20 protein-coding genes are annotated in these 23,812 nt (G+C 41.8%); 12 read left to right on the top strand and 8 right to left on the bottom strand.

What is annotated here, in order from left to right:
• Positions 1-64: 64 nt before the first annotated feature.
• From gntU to gntR, 3 genes are all read right to left on the bottom strand, one after another.
• The gene (gntU, locus tag ACU696_RS04420; RefSeq protein WP_004915184.1) at positions 65-1,420 is read right to left on the bottom strand and encodes a gluconate transporter; all 1,356 of its coding nucleotides are present in this window, start codon (positions 1,418-1,420) and stop codon (positions 65-67) included.
• On the bottom strand, positions 1,420-1,959 hold the full coding sequence (gntK, locus tag ACU696_RS04415; protein ID WP_004915186.1) for a gluconokinase: 540 nt from the start codon (positions 1,957-1,959) through the stop codon (positions 1,420-1,422). Before gntK ends, gntU begins: the two co-directional genes overlap by 1 nt.
• Before the next feature lie 430 nt (positions 1,960-2,389).
• The gene (gene gntR, locus ACU696_RS04410; RefSeq protein ID WP_109913062.1) at positions 2,390-3,385 is read right to left on the bottom strand and encodes a gluconate operon transcriptional repressor GntR; all 996 of its coding nucleotides are present in this window, start codon (positions 3,383-3,385) and stop codon (positions 2,390-2,392) included.
• Positions 3,386-3,585: 200 nt separating this feature from the next.
• On the opposite strand from gntR, the gene ACU696_RS04405 reads away from it, so the two are divergent.
• From ACU696_RS04405 to zur, 7 genes are all read left to right on the top strand, one after another.
• Positions 3,586-4,623: an ABC transporter substrate-binding protein gene (locus tag ACU696_RS04405; protein ID WP_209102618.1), complete on the top strand. Its 1,038-nt coding sequence runs from the start codon at positions 3,586-3,588 to the stop codon at positions 4,621-4,623.
• A complete protein-coding gene (locus ACU696_RS04400) occupies positions 4,620-5,636 on the top strand; it encodes a FecCD family ABC transporter permease (RefSeq protein ID WP_209102616.1) in 1,017 nt (338 codons plus the stop codon). The genes ACU696_RS04405 and ACU696_RS04400 overlap by 4 nt, the downstream gene beginning before the upstream one ends.
• Positions 5,633-6,400, top strand: a complete 768-nt coding sequence (locus ACU696_RS04395) for an ABC transporter ATP-binding protein (RefSeq protein ID WP_164528321.1) — start codon at positions 5,633-5,635, stop codon at positions 6,398-6,400. Before ACU696_RS04400 ends, ACU696_RS04395 begins: the two co-directional genes overlap by 4 nt.
• A gap of 11 nt (positions 6,401-6,411) precedes the next feature.
• On the top strand, positions 6,412-7,230 hold the full coding sequence (locus tag ACU696_RS04390; protein ID WP_109913066.1) for a class I SAM-dependent methyltransferase: 819 nt from the start codon (positions 6,412-6,414) through the stop codon (positions 7,228-7,230).
• Positions 7,227-8,072, top strand: coding sequence for a ModD protein (gene modD / locus ACU696_RS04385; RefSeq protein WP_109913067.1), 846 nt, complete (start codon positions 7,227-7,229; stop codon positions 8,070-8,072). Before ACU696_RS04390 ends, modD begins: the two co-directional genes overlap by 4 nt.
• A 132-nt stretch (positions 8,073-8,204) precedes the next feature.
• Positions 8,205-10,199: a TonB-dependent receptor plug domain-containing protein gene (locus tag ACU696_RS04380; RefSeq protein WP_196724043.1), complete on the top strand. Its 1,995-nt coding sequence runs from the start codon at positions 8,205-8,207 to the stop codon at positions 10,197-10,199.
• A gap of 441 nt (positions 10,200-10,640) precedes the next feature.
• Positions 10,641-11,156, top strand: a complete 516-nt coding sequence (gene zur / locus ACU696_RS04375) for a zinc uptake transcriptional repressor Zur (RefSeq protein ID WP_004915213.1) — start codon at positions 10,641-10,643, stop codon at positions 11,154-11,156.
• A gap of 158 nt (positions 11,157-11,314) precedes the next feature.
• On the opposite strand, the gene lexA is transcribed toward zur, so the two are convergent.
• Positions 11,315-11,932: a transcriptional repressor LexA gene (lexA, locus tag ACU696_RS04370; RefSeq protein WP_004915217.1), complete on the bottom strand. Its 618-nt coding sequence runs from the start codon at positions 11,930-11,932 to the stop codon at positions 11,315-11,317.
• A gap of 136 nt (positions 11,933-12,068) precedes the next feature.
• Positions 12,069-12,443: a diacylglycerol kinase gene (locus tag ACU696_RS04365; RefSeq protein ID WP_004915220.1), complete on the bottom strand. Its 375-nt coding sequence runs from the start codon at positions 12,441-12,443 to the stop codon at positions 12,069-12,071.
• 126 nt (positions 12,444-12,569) lie between these two features.
• Here ACU696_RS04365 and plsB point away from each other — a divergent pair, with 126 nt between their 5' ends.
• The 5 genes from plsB (at position 12,570) to ACU696_RS04340 (ending at position 19,914) form a co-directional block, all read left to right on the top strand.
• Positions 12,570-15,053, top strand: a complete 2,484-nt coding sequence (gene plsB / locus ACU696_RS04360) for a glycerol-3-phosphate 1-O-acyltransferase PlsB (RefSeq protein WP_109913070.1) — start codon at positions 12,570-12,572, stop codon at positions 15,051-15,053.
• A gap of 157 nt (positions 15,054-15,210) precedes the next feature.
• Positions 15,211-15,363: a transposase gene (locus ACU696_RS04355; protein ID WP_162617350.1), complete on the top strand. Its 153-nt coding sequence runs from the start codon at positions 15,211-15,213 to the stop codon at positions 15,361-15,363.
• Positions 15,364-16,010: 647 nt separating this feature from the next.
• On the top strand, positions 16,011-17,936 hold the full coding sequence (locus tag ACU696_RS04350) for an inverse autotransporter beta domain-containing protein (protein ID WP_209102614.1): 1,926 nt from the start codon (positions 16,011-16,013) through the stop codon (positions 17,934-17,936).
• A gap of 50 nt (positions 17,937-17,986) precedes the next feature.
• Positions 17,987-18,757, top strand: a complete 771-nt coding sequence (locus tag ACU696_RS04345; protein ID WP_209102612.1) for a ZirU family protein — start codon at positions 17,987-17,989, stop codon at positions 18,755-18,757.
• A 92-nt stretch (positions 18,758-18,849) separates the two neighbouring features.
• The gene (locus tag ACU696_RS04340) at positions 18,850-19,914 is read left to right on the top strand and encodes a hypothetical protein (protein WP_209102610.1); all 1,065 of its coding nucleotides are present in this window, start codon (positions 18,850-18,852) and stop codon (positions 19,912-19,914) included.
• A 100-nt stretch (positions 19,915-20,014) separates the two neighbouring features.
• Here the strand turns inward: ACU696_RS04340 and ubiA are convergent, their stop codons facing one another.
• From ubiA to pgi, 3 genes are all read right to left on the bottom strand, one after another.
• Positions 20,015-20,869, bottom strand: a complete 855-nt coding sequence (gene ubiA, locus ACU696_RS04335; RefSeq protein ID WP_196719075.1) for a 4-hydroxybenzoate octaprenyltransferase — start codon at positions 20,867-20,869, stop codon at positions 20,015-20,017.
• 151 nt (positions 20,870-21,020) lie between these two features.
• On the bottom strand, positions 21,021-21,524 hold the full coding sequence (gene ubiC / locus ACU696_RS04330) for a chorismate lyase (RefSeq protein WP_004915228.1): 504 nt from the start codon (positions 21,522-21,524) through the stop codon (positions 21,021-21,023).
• Positions 21,525-21,859: 335 nt separating this feature from the next.
• On the bottom strand, positions 21,860-23,506 hold the full coding sequence (gene pgi / locus ACU696_RS04325; RefSeq protein ID WP_123382739.1) for a glucose-6-phosphate isomerase: 1,647 nt from the start codon (positions 23,504-23,506) through the stop codon (positions 21,860-21,862).
• Positions 23,507-23,812: the final 306 nt, after the last annotated feature.

Here is a 23,812-nt window from a genome sequence, read left to right as displayed (position 1 = left end):
TTGTGGGCGCTTTGATGACGTTTAATTCAATGAATTTAACTTTGGTGTGTTTTTATGAACCGTATTACAAGAACATAAAGAACACCATACCAACAATTGCCCCTGTCGTGCCAAGAATAGTTTCCATTACCGTCCATGTTTTTAACGTTTGTGCTTCTGTCGCACCCGTAAACTTGCCATATAGCCAGAAACCGGAGTCATTCACATGGCTTAAGATCAATGAACCGCCAGAGATACAAATTGCTAAAGCCGCCAGCTGTGCTCCTGAGTAACCTAGCTCACTGATAACTGGGAGTACTAAGCCTACTGCAGTTAAACATGCAACCGTGGCAGAGCCTTGAATAACACGTACTGCTCCTGCTAATACAAAGCAAGCAACCGCAATCGGTAAACCAGCACCAATTAAAGAATCACCTAGCGCAGGGCCAACACCTGAATCCACTAAAATTTGTTTAAATACGCCACCAGCACCCGTTACCAGTAAAATGATCCCAGCGGGTTGAATCGCTGCAGAACAAATCGCCATGACTTTTTCTTTATCCATACCATAACGGAAACCTAGGCCATAAATCGCCAGTAAACACGCTAACAGTAATGCGGTGAAAGGGTGACCGATAAACTCTAACCAATGCTCAAGCGTGGTTCCTTTTTCAACTAAATGTGTTCCGATGGTTTTTAAACCCACTAATACCAATGGGAAAAGCACTAAACACAAGCTAAATCCAAAGCTTGGCATTCTGCCATGTTCTGTATTTGGCGCTTGATAATCCGCTGGAATATCAATATGAACAAAGTTACTGATAAATTTACCAAATAAAGGTCCCGCTAAAATCATGCCAGGGATAGCAGCACATAACCCAATTAAAATCATCCAGCCATAGTCTGCACCCATTTGTGATGCAACCAACATTGGTGTTGGCCCCGGTAATAAGAACGCAGCCGCAGCGGCAACCCCTGCAAATAATGGGATAGCAAGGCGAACAACGTTATGGCCAGTGCGGTTCGCTACCGCAAACACCACACCGATTAACAAAACAATCGCCACATCAAAGAAGAGTGGTAGAGCACAAATCAACCCTGCGACACCCACTGCATAATGCGCATTTTTTTCACCAAACAGATTCAGTAGCTTATTCGCAATCTGATCTAAAGCACCTGTTTCATGCAGAATTTTACCGAACATTGCTCCGAGAGCGACTACGATAGCAAGGAATCCTAAGGTTCCCGCCATTCCTTTTTGCATGGTTTCAGTGATCTGTTGTACTGGCATACCTGAAAACAAACCCGCACCAATAGAAACGATCATGAGTGCGACAAATGCGTGTAAACGAGCATACATCACTAAAAAGAGCAGTAAAACGACCGAGCCAACCGCCGTCAGCACGAGCGTTAACGTGCTTAATGTTTCTGGGGTATTCATTAGTTATCTCCAGCGACAATCTTACGAATAGTAGAACACGTATTTTCAATCACGTTTTCTAAGGATGGGCGAATATCAACAACCTGCACATCAGGTTCATCCGCGCCAGGTTCTTGCAAGGCATCAAATTGCGATTTCAGCATTTCAGGTTTAAAGAAATGCCCTTTACGTGCTTTCAATCTTTCTTCAATAACAACCGCATCACCTTTTAGGTAAATAAAATAGAGGTTGTGGTTCCCCTCTCTTAAGATATCTCGATAGCTTTTTTTCAATGCGGAGCTCACCACCAGAGATACCCTATTTGTTCTTTGCATTGCAAAAATGGCATTGTTCAATGCAACTAACCAAGGTTTACGGTCATCATCATTTAATGCATGACCCGATGCCATTTTTAAAATATTTGATTTAGGGTGAAGAAAGTCACCATCAAGGAAGGCAGCTTGCAGTTGCTGTGCGACACCTGTGGCAACAGCAGACTTACCACTACCCGATACCCCCATTAGTACAAATGTATAGTTTTGTTTTTGGGTATCATTCATAGGAAACTCCTCAGATATTCACTATTGTCCTGGCTTTAGTTAAAAACCGGCATTTGTTACCGGTAACAAGTTACGGGTAACATTATCATCAGTGAGGATTTATTTAGCAATCAAATTGGCGAAGAAAAAAGCAGAACTGTGATAGTTATCGCAATAATATAGAGGGTGCCAAGATATGAGTTTTTAATAATTTGAAGTTCAACAAATAAAGCTATCGTAAATAATTCACACTACGGCGCGAAGTATGACGGATAAAGCTACCCGAAATAATTTGAATTAATAACTCGCATTATAGCTTGCTCTTTATCCTAAATAATTCGTGTTGTAGCTAGACGCCAATCGAGCTAACCTCTGGGAGCATACACAAGTATGTGACTAGAGTTAGCAAGTGCGGGCAACGACGCTACGGCGCGAAGTATGACGGATAAAATTAGATACTTTCGCCAGTGAGGAGACTAAACCCCACATCAAAATGCGTCTCGACAAGCTTCTTACCAGACATTCTCGCCAACAAAACTTCCGCCGCCTTGCGCCCCATTTGGTCCCTTGGCGTCAAAATACTTGCCAGTTTTGGCGTCATCACTTGCCCTACGTCATGGCCATGAAAACCTGAAATAGCAAGGTCTTGTGGGATTTGAATCCCTAGACGTTGACACTCAAAAATCGCCCCTATCGCCAAGTCATCATTGGTACAAAATAAACCGTCGGTATCTGGGTATTTAGCGCGGCAATCGTGCAGTAGTTGGGCACCTAGCGAATATGACGAGCTCGCTTGTGTCATCACATTACGAGGCTCAAGATTTGCATCGAGCATGGCCTGCTCATAACCCTTTAAACGAATAAAAGTACGCTCATCATGCCTTGCCCCTAAATACACAACTTTACGGCAGCCACGCTCAATCATCGCCTGGGTCATTTGGCGGGAAGCTTCAAAGTTATCGATACCCACTGCGATATCTAGGCAAGGTGAAACGCTATCCATAATCTCAACAACGGGGATCCCCGCAGTTTTCAGCATACGTAACGTGCGTTCAGTATGTGTTCGTTCGGCTAAAATCACACCATCAATATTATAAGAAAGTAGCGAGGTCAGCCGCTCTTCTTCTTTTTCTGCTAAATAACCATAGTGAGCGAGCATGGTTTGGTAACCATGACGGTCCGTCACTGCTTCAATTCCACGGATCACTTCGGCAAAAACTTGGTTTGTTAAAGATGGGAGCAATACCCCAATGGCATGGCTGGTTGAATTCGATAAAATATCGGGCGCCTTATTTGGAATATACCCGGAAGCCTCCACCGCCTGAGCAATTTTATCGCGCAAAGCTTCTGAAACCTGCTCTGGGTTTCGTAAAAAACGGCTCACCGTCATTTTTGTAACGCCAACTTGGTCGGCAACATCCTGCAGAGAAGGTCTTTTTTTCTTCATAAGTTCAAAGCGATATCCAATTCGTTAACGATAACTATGTTCTGCTATCTATTAATGGATAGCAATCTTTGTTACTGATTTACATCACATAAACATCGAATTTTCTGAGCACGGCAACTTTTATAGTTGACTCTCTATCATGACTCCGCTAATTTTCGCGTTATATAATTATTATCATAACGAAGCAATAAAATTAGATTATGGCAATCAATCGTAGGCAGTTCCTTAAATCCAGTGCAGCACTGGCTATTTTTTACAGCTTGCCGAGCTTTGCACAAACTCGCCTAGCCGTCGAAGCGGCCATATTTGGAAAACTCCCAGCACCAGAAAATATTCACCGAGTCATCAGTTCAGGTCCTTCTTCCGACTTACTGATGTTCGCATTAGCTCCTGAAAAGATGGTGGGTTTCGCCTCTATTTCGCTGAAAAAAGGGCAAACCGGCCTTTTTGCACCACAATGGCTTGAGCTACCTGTTTATGGCCGCTTAGCAGGCCGTGGGAGCACCCTTTCTCTTGAGCAACTGCTGTCTTATAGCCCAGATTTGATCATTGATACCGGAAACATTGACGAAACTTATCGCTCACAAGCGGAAAAGGTCGCCAAACAAACTCATGTACCTTATTTATTAATCGCCGGCGGGTTAAAAGATTCACCTCAACAACTTACACAACTAGGTGAAATATTAGGCGTTATCCCGCAGGCTCAAACATTGAGCCAACTCGCTCAACGCTATATTAATGATGCCACTTTATTTGCCAATCAAAACCAACAAAAATCGCTGAGTTTTTACCTTGCAAGAGGAGCAAAAGGTTTAGAAACTGGCGCTAAAGGCTCAATTCATACTGAAGCGATTGAAATACTCGGGTTACGTAATGTGGTTGATATTCCTAATTTCCATGGTCTGACTACGGTTTCTATGGAGCAATTATATCAATGGAACCCTGACATCATTATAACTCAATATGACGAATCCATTGAATTAATGACAAATTCCGCATTATGGAGAGGCCTTGATGCCATTGCCAACAACCAATTATTACTATTTAGTGGCATGCCATTTGGTTGGTTAGATGGGCCTCCAGGGGTTAACCGCCTATTGGGAATGAGACGCCTACAAAGCCATTTTGATAAAAATATTGCTGCGAATATTAAGCATGATATCGCTGAGTTTTTTACTCATTTCTACCATTCATCATTAACGGCACAGCAAGTTGAGTTGCTCATGGAAAAATCATGAATGATGTACTGAGACAAGGGAGAAGATCCTTTTTATTAATCATCATTTTATTAATAAGTTTTATTATCGCCTTAATAAGTGGTAAGTACTCACTTACATTCAATGAGCTTTATCATCTATTTGTCAGCCAGTTATCTTCTCATAGCGAGTTGAGCAACCCGCGCCATGAAACTATTTTCTGGCAAATACGATTTCCTCGCACGTTAGTCGCTATTGTCATTGGTGGAGGTCTGGCTATTGCAGGAGCGGCTTACCAAGGTATGTTCCGTAACCCATTAGTTTCCCCTGATATTTTAGGCGTTTCCGCCGGTGCTGGCGTGGGTGCTGTTATCGGTATTTTCTTTGGCCAATCCTTATTTTACATTCAACTGAGCGCATTTATTGGTGGGCTAATCACCGTCTCCTTAGTCTGTTTTATTGCTCGATTAGCGCGGCAGCATGATCCTATTTTATCCTTGGTGCTGGTCGGTGTTGCCATCAGTGCACTATGTGGTTCAGCCATCTCTTTAATGAAAATTCTTGCCGATCCCTACACTCAACTGCCTTCCATCACATTTTGGTTGTTAGGTGGATTGTCATCGATTACCCAAGCTGACCTAGTCTCCGTGTTACCGATGATGGTTATCGGTATTATTCCGTTATTATTATTACGCTGGCGAATGAATTTACTCAGTTTATCGGATGAAGAAGCCAAAAGCCTTGGGATCAATGTCAGTTTAACTCGTGCTATCTTCATTGTTTGTGCCACTTTACTCACGGCAAGTGCGGTTTCTATTGCGGGAATTATTGGCTGGATAGGCTTGATTGTGCCACATATCACTCGAATGATAGTGGGCGCTAACTTTCGCTATCAGCTCCCTGCATCACTGGCAATTGGTGCTATTTTATTACTCATTACAGATACCTTAGCACGGACTATTGCGGCAATTGAATTACCCATAGGCATTTTAACCTCCGCAATTGGCGCCCCCTTCTTTTTGGCTATTTTGTTACAGACAAGGCGGGTGAAATGAGTATTTTGTCTTTGCAAGAGGTCGCTATTGGTTATCATGACATATCAATCATTGATGGTATAAATCTTTCGTTACCTAAAGGTGAGATTAGCTGCTTATTAGGCGCCAACGGCTGCGGTAAAACCACGTTAATGAAAACTTTACTGGGACTATTACCGGCAATTAAAGGTAAGGTATGGCTCAATGGGCAAGAGATTAAGAACCTTAAACCACGCGAAATCGCCAAAACTGTCGCCTATGTTCCCCAAGCTCATGATACCCCCTTTACCTTCACGGTACTTGATATGGTTATGATGGGCTTAACACCGCATATTTCATTATTTTCGGTTCCTAAAGAAACAGAAAAAAATTTAGCCTATCAACAACTCAAGCATCTGAATATCTCACATTTAGCATCACGCCTATACAGCACGCTTAGTGGAGGAGAAAAGCAATTAGTATTGATAGCAAGGGCTTTAATACAAAAACCATTACTTCTAATTATGGATGAACCTGCCGCTAGCCTTGATTTTGGTAATCAAATTCGCCTACTTGAGCAAATAGAAAAATTAAAATCTCGCGGTATGACAATTTTGATGTCAACTCACCATCCACAGCATGCCGCTGCTATCGCTGATAATGTTATTTTGCTCGATAAGCACCACAAAGCAAGGCAAGGATTATCTAAATGTATGTTAACACTTACTAACTTAGCAGCCCTCTATAATGTGGATAAACATAGCATTCAATCTCACTTTCAGTTTCCATCAGCGTTTTCTAGTTAAGGTCAGAAGCCATGTTAATCAATCAAATCGATTTTGCAAAAATGTACCAGCAACATATGCAACAAGCTCAACGAAGCCGTAAAGAACCGGAACATTGGGATAAAAAAGCACAACAAATGGCGCAAACTTGCGCTAACCCCAATGACCCATATTTAGTCCAGTTTCGCAAATTAATGGATTTAACAGGTGCTGAAACACTGCTTGATGTGGGCTGCGGCCCTGGCTCCATCAGTCTGTGTCTTGCGAATGAATTCAAAGATGTTATTGGTATTGATTATAGTCGTGGCATGCTTGAGATGGCTGAACTGCGCGCAAAAGAACTCGCTATTCACCATGCACGCTTTGAAGTACTCGCATGGGAAGATGATTGGAGTTCATTGCCAAAAGTGGATATTTCAGTGGCATCGCGTTCAACACTCGTTGATGATTTAAAAGCCGCTTTACTCAAGCTCAATCGCCAAACAAAATTACGGGTTTACACCACTCATACCATCAACCCAACATTTATTGATGAACACATTATTCGCAAGATAGGCCGCGAAGTTATTCGTTTGCCAACCTACATTTACGCCGTGAATATTTTGCATCAAATGGGCATTAATGCGCGCGTTGATTTTATCAAAAGTCCTAAGAAAGGTGGGTTTGATAGCTTTGACACTTTCGCTGACAGCGTCAATTGGTCTCTTAAAAATATCACACCAGAAGAAACCGCTATCTTACGTAAGTACTATGATGAACAAACGGATTTAGGTAAAACAATTCCTTATCCATCCAGAGATTGGGCGATGGTATCTTGGGATGTGGTTGATGAATCGGAACTGACATTATGATTTACCTACCCGATACATTAATCGACCAACTACTGCTAGATGACATTCAATACGGTGACCTCACCACACGGGCACTCGGCTTGCACTCTCAAATGGGTGTAATAACCTTTACATCCAAATTCGGAGGTTGTATCAGTGGGCTGATTATCGCCAAACGCATGCTAGAGAAACTGGGGATCACTTGTGATTGCCACTTTCAAGATGGCCAACTTGTTGAGCCGCAAAGTGTTTTAATTTCTGCCACTGGGCCGATTGAAGCCTTGCATCAAGGCTGGAAAGCGGTGCAAAACGTGCTTGAATGGTGTAGTGGTGTCAGCCACTACACCCAGCAAATGGTCAGTATTTTGCGCCAATATCAACCGGATGGGCAGCTTGCGTGTACTCGAAAAACTATTCCTTATACCAAGCCTCTTGCCTTAACTGCGATTTTGGCAGGGGGCGCTATTATTCATCGAGCGGGTAGCGCAGAAAGCATTTTACTGTTCACCAACCATCGTCAATGCCTTGAAAATCCAGATGATTGGGCAAGCCATATAAAAACACTGCGCCAAGCAGCCCCAGAAAAAATGATTATTGTCGAGGCCGATGATTACGAACAGGCCATTCTTGCAATCAATGCGCAAGCCGATATTGTACAACTCGATAAACTGCCTATTGAACAAATTCAGCAACTACAAGAACTCACCAAGCAGCAAAACCGGCCTTGCCAGCTATCGATTGCAGGTGGAATTAATTTAAAAACAATAGAAGCATTCGCGCAAACTGGTGTATCACTCTTAGTTACATCCGCGCCTTACTACGCAGCACCCCGAGATATAAAAGTGAAGATCTTTAAGCAGTAAGCTAAGAAGTTAGCGTCAGAAAAACCGTTCGTAAAAACAGCCTACCCCGTAGGCTGCATCCACCTATGGTTAATGACGCATATCGTTGTATAAAAAATAATATATCGTTATTTACAAAACTGGAAAGACATAATGAAAATAAAACAAATTACCTATTGGATTGGGATGGCTTTATTCACGACACAGGGCTACGCAGCCTCACCTAACACTGAAAAAAATACCGATGTGATGTCCGTTTGGAGCACCCCGCTTGCCGCTGATGCTAACATCATCACAGAAAACCAAATGAAGCAGCTGAATAAAACAAACGTCGCACAGGCGCTGAGTACCATGCCAGGAGTTTCTATTCAAAAATCAGGAAACCGCAATGAAACTCAAGTCAATGTACGTGGTTTTGATAGCCGCCAAGTACCTATTTTCTTTGATGGTATTCCAACTTACGTGCCTTATGACGGTACGCTAGACCTTGGCCGCTTTATGACTAGCGAGCTAGCCAGCGTAGAGCTATCTACCGGCTATACCTCTCTATTACAAGGCCCGAACCTGATGGGCGGGGCTATCAACTTAACCACCGCCACGCCTCAAAAACCCTTTGAAGCCAATATTAGCTTAAACCAAGGTTTTGCTCGCGGTGCAGATAACGCCCACAATATCAGCGCACGTTTAGGGGGGCGTAACGATCTCGGCTTTATTCAAGTCAGTGGCAGTCAATATAAGCAGCGCTTTATGGGAATACCGGGCTCAGAAAATAATAACCCATTAGCGGGTAATAATGGCCGTCGCCCGAATTCAGCAACTGATGACAAACGTATGATGGTGAAAGTAGGCTGGACACCACGAGAAGCAGATGAATACGTCGTGACTTATTTAAAACAAGAGGGTGATAAAAATAGTCCACCTAGCGTAACGAATAAAAAACAACAAATTTGGCAGTGGCCTGCTTATGATAAAGAAAGCATTTATTTCAACGGTACAACCCAAGTCACCGACGATATCGCCTTACAGAGTCGCCTATACCACGATACGTTCAAAAATACGCTTCATCAGTATAAATCTGTCAAAGATTACGAAAAAGGCCTTTATAACTACAGCCGTTACGATGATTACAGTAACGGTGCTGACATGCGTGTTGACTTCACCGTGCGTGAATTAGATATGCTGTCATTTGCTGCACACTGGAAAGAAGATGTCCACCGTGCACGCGCCAAAAGAGATGTCCCATTCGACCGCTATAAAGATAATACCTATTCTATTGCTACCGAATATCAATGGGTTGCCATGGATAACTTAGATATTATTGGTGGTATTGGCTATGACTGGCGCAAAAGTGCTGATGGTAAGCGCTATGATTACAAATCTGGTGATTTTGAAAAATACGATGGCAATAGCCAACATGCGTTCAACTGGGAAGTCATGGCTCGCTATCATTTAGAAAATAAAGATACCGTTCAATTTTCTATATCAGAAAGAAGCCGTTTCCCAACGCAAAAAGAGCGTTATACCAAAGAAAAAATGAAAAGTGACGACACATTCGTCATTAACCCACATATCGATACTGAGCGTGCTCTTACCTATGATTTGACTTACAAGGGACATATCTCACCCACTTGGTCATATACTTCAAGTCTCTATTATAACCATGTAACTGATGCCATTATGGCGCATCGTGTCGGTACTAATCAGGATGGAGGTTATATACTCGAAAATCGTAACAGCGGCAAAGTTGACTACTTTGGCATTGATTTAGGGACTAACGGGCAAATTACCGATTGGTTGGAAGCGGGTTTAAGTTACGGCTACATTCATGCTGATCCAAAACACTACAGCGTTAAACATGTTGCTGAATTACCTATCCACAAAGCCTTCGCTTGGGTGAAATTTACCCCTTATGAGCCATTCAGCATCACTGTAACCGAAGAAGCAAGAAGCTGGGCCTTTAATTATGTCGATGCAGATAGCAAAGTGCGTGGATATGCCAAAACTGACCTACGTTTAGATTATGACTTTGGACAAGGAATATCTGTTAATACATCAGTTAATAACTTATTCGATAAATCATATGAATATACTAATGGGTATATCGAAGAGGGTCGTAATTATTGGTTAGGTATTGAATATAAATACTAATCTAAATATATTAGGCAATGACTTTAATCATTGCCTAATATTATATAAATAAAATAAGATTAATCTGTGCTCCTGCAAAAATAATAAACATAAACCCCATAAAGTAAGCTTTAGAGGGTGAGAAAAGAAGGTTGTAAATTAAAGGCAAGATAAGTCTTAATTAAAATTACATCAAATTAAAACTAAATCTTTCAATTAATTGTTCATCATGAGTTATGAATTTATAATAAATTTGTTTAATATATGTTTCATTTTATCTGTTTATTTTTAAATAAAATTAAATATCATTTTTTATATTTTATTTATTAGTCAAAAAAACTCAGCAAAGCTAAAATTTTTTGATAGCACCGCATTCATCTCTTGATTCTCAATAGTTCAAGAAACTGTGATAAACTTGTGTGCAGTAAACATTTGCATTTTTCAACGGGTGGGGTCAGTAAAATGGAAAAGATGAGTGAAAAAAAAGTTCTTGCGATGGCAGAACATATTTGCCAATCAAGAGGCGTCAGGTTGACACCACAGAGAGAAACGGTATTGAGCCTAATAGCACAACAGCATGGTGCGATCAGTGCTTATGATTTACTCGACTTACTACGTGAAATTGAACCTCAGGCTAAGCCACCTACCGTTTATCGTGGCCTTGAGTTCTTAATGGAGCAAGGTTTTATCCATAAAATCGAATCAACCAACAGCTATGTTGTTTGTCACCATTTTGATAACCCAAGCCATATCTCTGTTATGTTAATTTGCGACCAGTGCGGAAGCGTAACGGAAAGTGATTGCACAACGATAGAAGCCGCAATTATTAATTTGGCAGATGAACACCAATTCCGCTTAAGGCATACCGTAGTGGAAAACCATGGTTTATGTAAAAATTGCGACGAAGTGAATAGCTGCCAAGATCATGAACATTGTCATCATAACCACGAACAACCTGTAACCCCTAAGAAAAAGTAAATAGCCGGACTGCTAGATCGTTTGATGAAATGCAAAGAGAAAATAGAGAAGAGAAAAATATAAGAAAGGAAACAAAACAGGCAGACTTCAGAATAAAACCATGAAATCTGCCTGCAATCGTCTTCACCGTCTGTAACACAGCTGGTTGCTAACGAAAATTAATACCAATCACTGTTACGAATAACCCCAACCGCTAAACCTTCAATAGTGAAATTTTGCTGACGCAAGTCAACAACAATAGGTTCGAATTCTGGGTTTTCTGCTATTAACTCAACACGGTTACCCTGTTGCTTAAAACGTTTAACAGTGACTTCATCTTCGATACGTGCAACCACTACTTGCCCGTTATGTACATTTTGTGTTTTATGCACAGCTAATAAATCGCCATCCATAATACCAATATCTTTCATGGACATCCCATTCACACGCAATAAGAAATCTGCATGTGGTTTAAACAGCTCAGGGTCAACTTGATAGTGGCTCTCAATATGTTCCTGTGCTAATAATGGTTCGCCAGCGGCTACACGTCCAATCAGAGGTAACCCCTGATCTTCGGTTTCTTCTTCAAGAAGCAGACGAATACCTCGAGATGCACCTGAGACGATTTCAATAACCCCTTTACGCGCTAAGGCCTTTAAATGCTCTTCTGCCGCATTAGGCGAACGAAAACCAAGGCTTGCTGCTATCTCAGCGCGTGTAGGAGGCATACCCGTCTGCGAAATGTGGTCACGCACTAGATCGTAAACCTGCTGTTGTCGAGCCGTCAGTGCTTTCATTCCGTTCCCCTGTTTGTTTATACAGTCAAGCTGTGAGTATATACAGGTAAATGAAGATTTGGAACAGTTAAATCGCTCAATTTAAGCATTTGTTATCGATTTATTTTCTTTTTACCTGATTAAGTAACCAAACACCTTAACCAGGGAAATAGCGCTGCCATAATACGAGTACCCAAATAAACAACGCTAAACCGATACTCACAAATACCGCGGCAGAACCAATATCTTTAGCTCTCCCTGAAAGTTCATGATATTCACTTCCGATACGGTCAACTACGGCTTCTATCGCGCTATTCAGTAATTCGACTATTGCCACCAGAACAACAGAACTCACTAACAAAATCCTATCTATATAGCTGATATCTAAATAAAATGCGATAAAAATCGCGATAATTGCAGCAACAGATTCTTGCCTAAATGCGGCTTCATTAACCCAAGCTGCCTTCAAACCTTTAAGGGAATACCCCGCAGCTTTAATCACTCGCGTGAAGCCCTTAACTTGACTCGCCATATTTATTCCTTAAAAAATACAAACAATAATCGATTTTTACGGTCAAAGTGAATTGTCAGTAACAGATCTAACCATGTATTTCTGGTATGATTGCGCAGCATTGTTAACAAGAGGCTATAATCATTTATGTCACTATGGCGTAAAATATATTACAACACGTTGAATTTACCACTTAAATTATTGGTAAAAAGTAAACTAATTCCTTCGGATCCCATCACTGAGTTGCAGCTTGATGTCAACAGGCCAACCCTATACGTATTACCTTATCATTCGAAGTCTGACCTCCTCACGCTACGGCACCAATGCTTAGCTATTGGTCTGCCAGACCCGCTGGTCGACAATGATATCAATGGAACGAAGCTTCCGGCCTACGTTTTTATCGATGATGGCCCACGTGTTTTTCGCTATTATTCACCGAATCCACGTAAGGATTCAGTAAAAACATTCCATGCTTATTTAGATTTGCATAAAAACAACCCAAATCTAGATATTCAAATGCTACCGGCATCCGTGATGTTTGGGCGCTCACCTGGTCGTGAAGGCCATACCCCAGCACCACCACTGAAACTGTTAAATGGCATCCAAAAATTCTTCGCCGTTTTATGGTTAGGACGTGACAGCTTCGTACGTTTATCTCCGATTGTCTCAATTGGGAAAATGGCACAAGACCACGGTACAGACACCATTATTGCCAACAAACTTGCTCGTGTCGCACGTATTCACTATTCGCGCCAACGTCTCGCAGCAGTTGGGCCTAAACTCCCTGCACGTTATGAGCTGTTTAATAAGTTATTGACGTCAAAAGCAATTGAAAAAGCCGTTGAAGACGAAGCGCGCAGTAAAAAAATTCCACTCAAAAAAGCTCAGCAAAATGCCGTTGGGATGATGGAAGAAATCGCAGCCAATTTCTCTTATGAAGCAGTACGTTTAACGGATAGGGTTCTTAGTTGGACTTGGAATCGCCTTTATCAAGGCATTAATGTTCAGCACGCTGAACGAGTCCGCCAGCTAGCACAAGACGGCCATGAAATCGTTTATGTGCCATCCCACCGTAGCCATATGGACTACTTACTGCTCTCATATGTGCTATACCATCAAGGGCTAGTTCCACCCCATATTGCCGCGGGGATCAACCTCAATTTCTGGCCTGCTGGGCCTATTTTCCGTCGTTTAGGGGCCTTTTTTATTCGCCGAACGTTCAAAGGCAATAAACTGTATTCGACCGTTTTCCGTGAATATTTAAGTGAGCTATTTGCCCGAGGTTACTCCATCGAGTACTTTGTGGAAGGTGGGCGCTCACGTACCGGTCGTTTGTTACAGCCTAAGACGGGTACTCTCTCCATGACGTTACAAGCGATGTTGCGCGGTGACTCACGCCCTATCACCATTGTTCCTATCTACATCGGGTATGAGCATGTGATGGAAGTGGGTACTTACGCCAAAGAACTGCGCGGTGCAGAAAAAGAGAAAGAAGGCTTTTTCTCTATGGTTCGCGGCTTACGTAAATTGCGCAACCTAGGCCAAGGCTATGTTAACTTTGGCCAGCCAATTTCGCTTCCACACTATCTCAACCAGCGTGTACCTGATTGGCGCGACTCTATCGACCCTATCGAACCACAAAGACCAACTTGGCTAAACCCAACGGTCAGTTCGTTAGCTGATAACATTATGGTCAATATTAATAATGCAGCCGCAGCCAATGCGATTAACCTGTGTGCGACTGCGTTACTGGCTTCTCGTCAACGCTCACTGACTCGTGAGCAACTAGTTGAACAAGTCGACTGTTACCTGCAATTATTGCGCAATGTGCCATACACCGCAGATGCTACAACGCCAAATAAAACGGCCGAGCAATTGTTAGAACATGCTTTGCACATGGATAAATTTGAAGTCGAAAAAGACAGCATGGGGGATATTATCATTCTTCCTCGCGAAAATGCCGTCTTGATGACCTATTACCGTAACAATATCCATCATTTATTAGTATTACCATCGCTAATAACTAGCATTGTGTTACACCATGAACGCATAAGCCGCCAAGACATTCACTATCAAGTAGGCCAAATTTACCCGTTCTTAAAAGCAGAACTGTTTATGCGTTATAACAGTGATGAGCTACATGAGACGGTAGATACACTAATTGATGAACTGAATAACCAAAAGCTAATTTGCTTAAAAGAAGATGATGTGGTGGTGCTAAATCCTCGCCGTATTCGCCCATTACAGCTCTTAGCAGCAGGCGTTCGTGAGACTTTGCAACGTTATGCAATCACATTGTCATTACTCAATGCGAGCCCGGAAATTAGCCGTAATACACTGGAAAAACAAAGCCGTATCCTTGCGCAACGCCTTTCTGTTTTACACGGTATTAACGCTCCTGAATTCTTTGATAAAGCGGTATTCTCGACATTGGTCGATACCCTAAGGGAGGAAGGCTACATTGATAATAATGAAAATGATATCTTTGTAACCAATGCACAGAAACTGTATGCCGTTCTGGCTCGCTTGATGTCACCTGAGATCCGTTTAACTATTGAAAGTGTTAGCCAAGACGATGAGTTTTCCACTGCGATAGAGAAGAATACAGAAACTGAAACAAATGCAGACTAGAAATCTTGGAGCTAAATAAGTAAAAGGGGTAATGTTATTCACATTACCCCTTTTATTTAATAGAGCTAGCGCTAACAATAATCTATGTCCTAAATAATTCGAAGTGCCGCACCAATGATGAATTGTTTTTTGAAACCACTGAGTTCGATTAATCAAGGTGATGTTGCTGAATTATTTATCTGGTATTATCTCTGAGCATCGCTTCGTTAAAGAAATCCAAACCAATGGCGCTTACTTTTGGTTCCTATATATAGGACTCACTGAAAAAGTATCGAATTCCACCACACTAACCAAAACAGCCAATACCTAATATTGATAGCTAGAAGGATAGGCGATTTTTATGTGTATTCAATATTATTTTAATAAAAGAAAAGCCGCCAAAACCCAACATAAAAAATTGATAAATAACAAATAAATTCAAAAAAACACACAGTTTGAAATATGGTAAATATCAAAAAATAATTTCAATTCATAATAAATTATCATTTCTTAATTAACCCCACTCTCTATGACTTCTTATTTAGTCCAAACAAGTACGTTCACATTATCAATCTAAATATATAAATTTCACCGCAAGACGAAATGCAATCATTGAGTCGAGTATTAACATCCACCACCAAAATGAGGCATTAGATTACATAACTGAAATTTATAACAGCAACTCAATATCTGCTTATCTCACTCTATTATTGGTGTTTAGCACCTTTGATAGTTCATTTATTCACAATGGAAATATCCTAATTATGGAAACAACGACTTAAAGGAAGGAATAAAAGGAATAAATAAATGATTTTTGGTATTAACCGTTACAGTATCAAATCATCTCAGATGCCCTTATTGATTCCCGTTTTACTGTCCGTATCCATCATACCAACTGGTTCAGTCTTTGCTACTGGGTTTGTAGATAGAATCAAAGTGAAGCCTTACCACCTGCAGACAGGAGAGACCGTTCACAGTGTGGCTCATCAATACAATCTGACGGTGGAGGAATTAAAAACATTAAATCAAAAACGCAATTTCGCCCGCGCTTTTGAACAACTTTCAGCTGGAGATCAAATCGATGTACCAAGCACTTACATCGCCAATACGACAGATAAAACGACGAAGAAAGGTGTACAAGTAAACGACTCAGATAGTGAAATTGAGAACTGGTTGGCCCAAACTGCCCCTAACTTTTTCCAAGCGATGAACACACAAAGTGCAGAGGAGTACCTGACTAAACAGGCCAAGGATATGGCGGTGAGCACAGCGTCATCAACCATGGAGAGTTGGTTAAATCAATATGGTACCGCACAAATTAGTGTACAGCCGGGAGATAAACTGTCACAAAGTACGCTGTCTGCCGACATGCTGTTACCTGTATATCAAAACCCAGATTGGCTGGTGTTCACCCAGTTAGGAGGTCGGAACCTTAATGATCGCACCACCCTAAACTTAGGAGTGGGCGCTCGTCGGTTCAATGAGCAATGGATGTATGGCGTCAACACCTTTTATGACGCTGATATTACAGGTGGGAACAGCCGACTCGGTATTGGCGGAGAATTGTGGTCCGATAATCTACGCTTTTCAACCAATGGTTATCTGCGACTCAACAACTGGCATCAGTCACGGGATTTTGACGACTACGATGAACGCCCCGCCAACGGATTTGATATGACCGCCAGTGCTTGGTTGCCATCTTATCCACAACTTGGTGGCAAACTGAAATATGAACAATATTTCGGTGATGAAGTGGCAATGAAAGGTAAGGACTCTCGTAGTAAGTCGCCAAAAACAATGACTGTAGGGTTGAATTACACACCTATTCCATTAATTACCCTTGGGGCTGACTGGCGTACAGGACAAGGAACTGATGATCTGCAACTTCAGGCACAACTGACCTATTCATTCGGTGTGCCTTGGAAAGACCAAATATCATCGAGTTCAGTTGCTCGCCTGCGTTCGCTCTCAGGCAGCCTAATGGCACTGGTTGAGCGCAATAACAACATTGTACTCGAATACCGTAAACAGGATTTGATCAGTTTAATACTGCCGCAGGAAATCCGTGGTCGAGGTGCCAGCCTACAGTCACTGAGCGCTATCTTAAAAGCGAAATATGGTGCTGAACGTGTGAAATGGGGAATGCTGACAGAGTTTTCATCCAACGGTGGGAAAGTACAGTCTGTTGGCAAAAGTTTAACAGCTTGGCAAATTCGCCTACCTGCTTGGCAGGCGGGTAAAAGCAATACTTATACCCTAAGTGCTATTGCATGGGATGGAAAGGGAAATGCATCAAAACCGGCCTATATAAAAGTGATTGTCGACGCAGGGTTTTCTAACCGCTACTCAAGTTTGACTGTTGGATCAGGTGTACTGAATGTCGATCAGTCGGAGGTATTAACGCTGACGATGCGGGATGAGCAGAATGCACCGATGACTAAATTGGCTTCATCGATTCAGTTGCCGTTCGCCTTCACGACACAAAAAGGCGGGTCATCACTATCGCCTTCGCAAAGTGGCGTTAAGTTGGAGGCGTTGAAAGAAACGGCACCGGGTGTTTATACCACCACCATCACCACTGGAAAATTGCCGGGCACCCTCATTTTTAGTCCGAAGGTAGAGGGGATCAATCTAGCGTCAACAAAAATAGAAGTGATGGCAGCCCCCGTAGGATTACAAATATTTCATAACGGCAGTGTTATAAAAAAGCGCCCCGTCGTTGGGGATGTCCTAACAGCAACACCAGAGTGCCAAGTCAACTGCATTTTGCCGACAGCTTGGCAATGGGAAGTGGAGACAATACAAGGATCAGGACAGTATCAAGCGATTAATGGCGCTACAGCCATGACATATACAGTCACCGCAGACACGCAAAAACGCAGGTTGCGAGCGACCGCACAATAAATACGCCTATAGGGCAACTTAATAAATTTAAAATATAAGGTAATAATTAGATGAGCAACAAAAATCAACAAACCCCAATGATCCGCAAAAACAACCTATCTGTCCTGATTGCGGGAGCCGTGTTAGGCATGACTTTTGGTACATCGGCACTCGCTGCCACGACTCAGACTCCGATCTCGATAACCTCCCCAGCAACAACTGCGGTTATTGGTCATGCACCAGAGCTAAAAGCGGGTACCATCACGGCCACAGATAAGAACAATGACGGTGTATTAGGTGAGAATGATGAGTTGAAAGCGTCAGGTTTTGACTTCAGTGATAAAGACAACGATACACTAGTGTCTATCGTCTATGAATGGCATGACGGCAAAAATGTTATTGCAGGGCAAACGAGCGACATGCTGAAACTGACATCGGCATTGTTAGGTAAAAACATTACCGTTAAGGCCGTCGCAAAAACGGATCCAGCTAAGACGGAGCCGTCAGAGAGTGTAGCCGTAGCAGCAGCAACCTTCATCGATATCGGTGGTAAGACAATAGTGGGCGGCACTAATATCCCAACAGTGAATGGCAATATCGTGAAATCAGTAACTATTTCGGGTCTCACTGGAGCTGGGTCACGACCGCTGGTTGGTGATTCGCTGAAAGCAAATGTCACCTGTCACGGGACTTGTGATAATAACCTGACTTACAAGTGGCAGATTCAAGACTCTGTGAATTCGAGCAAATACACAGATATTTCAGGTGCAACCACAGCAACATACACGGTTAAGAGCGCAGAGCAGAAACGTAAAATTCAGGTTATCGTTTCGAACAAATAATCACTATCCCCCGCAGCGAAACATTTCGCTGCGGTATTTTTGATAATAAGCACCCATAACACACTGCGATAACAGAATAGGATATTCATAAAATGGCAGAGAGGACAAAAATTATCCCCCTTATTCGTCTGATAACGTTGGCAGCAGGATTGGTCATCGTAGGAGGCGTATCCGCTTCTGTGATCGAAGTCAATACCCAAACGCTTCCCGTTATCGGTCATGCACCTGTCGTGACTGATGTTCAATTTAATAATAAGACACCCGCCGTTAATGACACGGTCACCGCTGATCCAAAGATAACGGATGCAGATAAGGATGCATTAGAAACATCACTTTTTCAATGGAAACTCGATGGTAAAAATATTTCAGGAGCCACGCAAAATAGCTATAAACTCGTCCCCGGCGATGGCAATGGAAAACAACTGTCGGTCGAGGTCACGCCACAAACCGACCCTAAAATCACAGAACCAGCAACTGGCGCTATATTCACTTCATCAACTCTCACTACTAGAGGGCTGGCACCAGAAGCTCATGATGTGAAAATTGATGGTCAGCCAGAGCCTGGTAGATTACTGACCGGAAATTATCGCTACCATGATGGGGACAGCCCGAGCGATCCTGAGAGTGGAACCAGTTTCGAGTGGTTCTGTTTGCGTAACAAGAATCATCAGGCGATATCAACAAGCAGAACTTATCACATACAAGATGCAGATATAGGGTGTGAAATTTATTTCAATGTCATCCCTCGCTCATCAAGCGGAACACCGAGTACAGGTGCGCAAGTTCAATCGAATAAGGTCACTGTAGCTAAAGCAATACCATCACATCTAGTAGAAATATATAACGGCAACCAAATAGGGAATCGCTCCGGATATGGGTACAATATGGTGATAAATTATTCGCACCTCGGTTATGGCAAACCGATATCAATAATCATCAGTGAATACAAGAACGAAAATATTAATGTGACAAGAAAGTATCAGGTTGGTAAGAAGACTTACAGTGGTTCAATTGTTACTGACGACGGAAACACTATAAAGTTTGGAAATAATGCAGTATCCAGTATCGGGGAAACTATTTATCTTGTGGTCCGCGTTGATTTTCCAAACGGCAAATTTGCCCACGCGACATCGTCTAAAATAGTACTGCAGCGTTAGTAATTTGCTCACTCAAAACCCTAGCCATTTGGTTAGGGTTTTTCCAGCCATTGAGAGGAAAAGCTGAAAAGCATACTCCTGTTAATCGTCAACAACCTGTTTACCAATAACTCAAAAAAATTCCGACAAATAAGATAAAACCAACATAGTTATTATTCATAAAAGCTTTAAAACAGGGAGCACGCTCTCTATTGACCATCAGTTTTTGCTGATAAGCAAATAACCCCACAACCAGCGCCAGAGAAAAATAGTAAATGCTCCCCAGAGCAGCCAATGATCCCACAGCCACCAGCAAGCCGACCATCAGTAATTGCAGTAACCCAATAATTAATTTGTCATACTGGCCAAATAAAATGGCTGTTGATTTCACGCCGATTTTTAAATCATCGTCACGGTCAACCATGGCATATTGCGTGTCGTAAATCACTGACCAAATAATATTTATGAAAAACAATACCCAGCATACTAACGGGAGTGTTTCACCCACCGCAGAGAAAGCCATTGGAATCGACCAGCCAAATGCTGCGCCCAGTACAACCTGAGGTAAATGACTGACTCTTTTAACAAAAGGGTAAATCCATGCCAAAGCAAGCGCCGCAATGGACAACCAAATTGTCATTAAATTTAAAGTTAAAACCAGCAAGAAGGACACACCCACTAAACTTGCAAACAATATTTTTGCTTCTTTTTCTGTCACGTCACCACTCGGGAGTGGGCGGTGTTTAGTCCGCTCTACGTGGCCATCAAAATGACGGTCAGCAAAGTCATTAATAACACAACCAGCTGCACGCATAAAAAATACGCCGGCAGTAAATACAATTAAAAGATGTAAACTTGGCGTACCTTGAGCCGCAATCCATAATGCCCAATACGTCGGCCACAATAGCAACAGTGAACCAATGGGTCTATCAATACGCATTAAACGGCTGTATGCATGCCATTTACTGAGCGTCATACTTCCCTCCACTTTGTCGTGCTCCTTTTCGAATTCCATCATACTTCAAATTGGGTATATTTTAATACCACCAACCTCTGCAACTTACTGATTTATATTTGTTGGCATAGTGTCATTGCAGAAACCTGAAAATTCAAAATACTTAGGATAGTTAACGATATGCAGGTGATTCAGGTAAAAATATTTCGGTTAATAATAAGGGTTTATCCGATAATCTTAACCGAGAACAACGTACCCAACGGTTTGCGCAAGAACCAATATGAATATAATCTCGAGTTAAGCTGTCACGGCTAAATAAATAACGCCCTAACGGCATTCTCCCAATATCCACCAGCTGCTGGTCATCATCAGTCAGTGTTTCTTCAGGGATTACCGTTCGGCCCAGTAACCAAGGGATACCATCTCCATACATGACAACTTCTCTGACCCAATAACGCTGGCTTTCAGGTAAAGACTGCACTTCATCCGCACTTAGCTTATCTTGCGATACATAGCGCTCTAAATAAGGTATCACGGTAACTTGCTGGCTATGTTGCTCAAAACGTTTTGTCATGGAGCCAAGCTCTAATAGCCAATCTAATACATTGGCAGGCACTATTTTATCGTTCTCCGCCAGCCAGTGAATCGGCTGAGAAGTAAAAAGCGTTTCATCCATTACTTAAAATTCCACCATGAATAACATGGTTATGATTTACTGTATTTCTTACACAATAGGATATCACGTTGTTTTACGACAAGGTTAAAGTTAGCTAACAATTTATATAAAAAGTCACATTTTCAACACAAAATGTAAAAATATAGTAAAAAGTTTTTTAAATACTAGCTAGTTATCGATAATAATAAAATTCATTAATATCTTAACAAAATAGATTTAGTTGCTTGAAAAATAGTCGATTAAACAATCGTTCAATTAAACAAAATGTCGACTAAACAATATAAGGCAGGAAGCTCCTACCTTATATTGAAGTATTTAAATAATACGTTAGTAATTTATCGCCAAGCTTTATAGCTATTAATCAAACCATTGGTCGAACTATCATGGCTACTCACGGTATCACTATTTTCTAATTCAGGCAGGATACGGCTTGCGAGCTGTTTACCTAATTCAACCCCCCATTGGTCGAAAGTAAAGATGTTTAAAATCGCCCCTTGGGTGAAAATTTTGTGCTCATACATGGCAATCAATGCACCTAACGAATATGGTGTAATTGATTTCAATAAAATAGAGTTAGTTGGACGGTTGCCTTCAAACACTTTATAAGGCGCAACATATTCCATATCTGCTACATTTTTACCTTGTGCAGCAAATTCAGCATCGACCACTTCACGAGTTTTACCAAATGCTAGTGCTTCGGTTTGCGCAAAGAAATTCGATAACAATTTTTCATGGTGATCCCCTAACGGGTTATGAGTTACCGCAGGTGCGATAAAATCACATGGGATCATCTTCGTTCCTTGGTGGATCAACTGATAAAACGCATGTTGGCCATTGGTTCCTGGCTCCCCCCAAATAATTGGACCAGTTTGATAAGTAACAGGTTTTCCATCACGACCAATATATTTACCGTTCGACTCCATATTGCCTTGTTGGAAGTATGCGGCAAAGCGATGCATGTATTGGTCGTATGGCAGAATCGCTTCAGTTTCTGCTTCAAAGAAATTGTTGTACCAAATGCCAATCAAACCCAACAATACTGGGATGTTTTTTTCTAATGGAGTTTGGGTAAAATGTTTATCCATCGCATGGGCGCCGCTCAATAATTGAACGAAATTATCAAAGCCAACCGATAAAATAATCGATAAACCAATTGCTGACCATAATGAATAGCGGCCACCAACCCAATCCCAGAATTCAAACATATTGTTGGTATCAATACCAAATTTCGCAACTTCTTCGCTATTCGTTGAAAGCGCCACAAAATGCTTAGCAACTTGGCTTTCATCTTTTGCCGCAGCCAAGAACCAATCACGAGCAGAATGCGCATTAGTCATGGTTTCTTGCGTTGTAAAGGTTTTTGACGCAATTAAAAACAGTGTCGTTTCTGGGTTCAGTTTTTTCAGCGTTTCCGCAATTTGTGTACCATCCACATTCGATACAAAGTGCATATTTAGGTGGTTTTTGTATGGACGTAGTGCTTCTGTCACCATAAATGGACCAAGGTCTGAACCACCAATACCGATGTTCACAACATCAGTAATCGCTTTACCGGTGTACCCTTTCCAATCACCGCTGATAATGCGCTGACTAAATTGCTGCATTTTATCCAATACCGCATTCACTTCAGGCATGACATCTTTGCCATCGACATAAACAGGGGTGTTATCGCGGTTGCGCAAAGCAGTATGTAATACCGCACGGTCTTCTGTACGGTTAATTTTCTCACCTTGGAACATGCTGTTGATAGCGCTTTCTAGCTCTGTTTCTTTTGCTAAGGCTAATAAATGTTCCAATGTTTCTTGTGTAATTCTATTTTTGGAGAAATCCACTAAGATTTGACCATCGAACGTCGCCGAAAAATGAGTAAAGCGGTCTTTATCCTGTGCAAACAAATCGCGCATATGAACATTTTTCATTTGCGCAAAATGTTGCTCTAGCGCCCGCCATGCAGCCGTTTGGCTTGGATTAATACTTCTCATGGATAACACTCTCCAAATAATATTAAATAGAAATAGATTGTACCCCGTCACGAAAACGAGACTTATCGGTTTTCTGCGTTATATTGATATTCCCCAATTCTGCCGCACTTTTCCAGACTTAATTACCCCTTTTATTGAAATACGCACTTTCAATGCATACCACTTAAAAAATAGCAGGTATATGCTCTCAATAATTCAATGAACGCAGTCAACACCCACGCAGCTTGAAGTATGACGAGTATATTGAGAAAACCGATAATAAATTACCTATCATTAGAATTACTGATTTACTTCGATTCTTGATTG

The organism is Providencia sp. PROV_01 (assembly GCF_053098325.1).
The sequence above is the reverse complement of the archived record's forward strand: the minus strand, read 5'-3'. Positions and strand labels throughout refer to the sequence as shown.

Excerpts from the sequence above, each read along its gene's own strand:
- gntU (WP_004915184.1), bottom strand. The coding sequence starts at position 1,420 with ATGAATACCCCAGAAACATTAAGCACGTTAACGCTCGTGCTGACGGCG.
- gntK (WP_004915186.1), bottom strand. The coding sequence starts at position 1,959 with ATGAATGATACCCAAAAACAAAACTATACATTTGTACTAATGGGGGTA.
- gntR (WP_109913062.1), bottom strand. The coding sequence starts at position 3,385 with ATGAAGAAAAAAAGACCTTCTCTGCAGGATGTTGCCGACCAAGTTGGC.
- ACU696_RS04405 (WP_209102618.1), top strand. The coding sequence starts at position 3,586 with ATGGCAATCAATCGTAGGCAGTTCCTTAAATCCAGTGCAGCACTGGCT.
- ACU696_RS04400 (WP_209102616.1), top strand. The coding sequence starts at position 4,620 with ATGAATGATGTACTGAGACAAGGGAGAAGATCCTTTTTATTAATCATC.
- ACU696_RS04395 (WP_164528321.1), top strand. The coding sequence starts at position 5,633 with ATGAGTATTTTGTCTTTGCAAGAGGTCGCTATTGGTTATCATGACATA.
- ACU696_RS04390 (WP_109913066.1), top strand. The coding sequence starts at position 6,412 with ATGTTAATCAATCAAATCGATTTTGCAAAAATGTACCAGCAACATATG.
- modD (WP_109913067.1), top strand. The coding sequence starts at position 7,227 with ATGATTTACCTACCCGATACATTAATCGACCAACTACTGCTAGATGAC.
- ACU696_RS04380 (WP_196724043.1), top strand. The coding sequence starts at position 8,205 with ATGAAAATAAAACAAATTACCTATTGGATTGGGATGGCTTTATTCACG.
- zur (WP_004915213.1), top strand. The coding sequence starts at position 10,641 with ATGGAAAAGATGAGTGAAAAAAAAGTTCTTGCGATGGCAGAACATATT.
- lexA (WP_004915217.1), bottom strand. The coding sequence starts at position 11,932 with ATGAAAGCACTGACGGCTCGACAACAGCAGGTTTACGATCTAGTGCGT.
- ACU696_RS04365 (WP_004915220.1), bottom strand. The coding sequence starts at position 12,443 with ATGGCGAGTCAAGTTAAGGGCTTCACGCGAGTGATTAAAGCTGCGGGG.
- plsB (WP_109913070.1), top strand. The coding sequence starts at position 12,570 with ATGTCACTATGGCGTAAAATATATTACAACACGTTGAATTTACCACTT.
- ACU696_RS04345 (WP_209102612.1), top strand. The coding sequence starts at position 17,987 with ATGAGCAACAAAAATCAACAAACCCCAATGATCCGCAAAAACAACCTA.
- ACU696_RS04340 (WP_209102610.1), top strand. The coding sequence starts at position 18,850 with ATGGCAGAGAGGACAAAAATTATCCCCCTTATTCGTCTGATAACGTTG.
- ubiA (WP_196719075.1), bottom strand. The coding sequence starts at position 20,869 with ATGACGCTCAGTAAATGGCATGCATACAGCCGTTTAATGCGTATTGAT.
- ubiC (WP_004915228.1), bottom strand. The coding sequence starts at position 21,524 with ATGGATGAAACGCTTTTTACTTCTCAGCCGATTCACTGGCTGGCGGAG.
- pgi (WP_123382739.1), bottom strand. The coding sequence starts at position 23,506 with ATGAGAAGTATTAATCCAAGCCAAACGGCTGCATGGCGGGCGCTAGAG.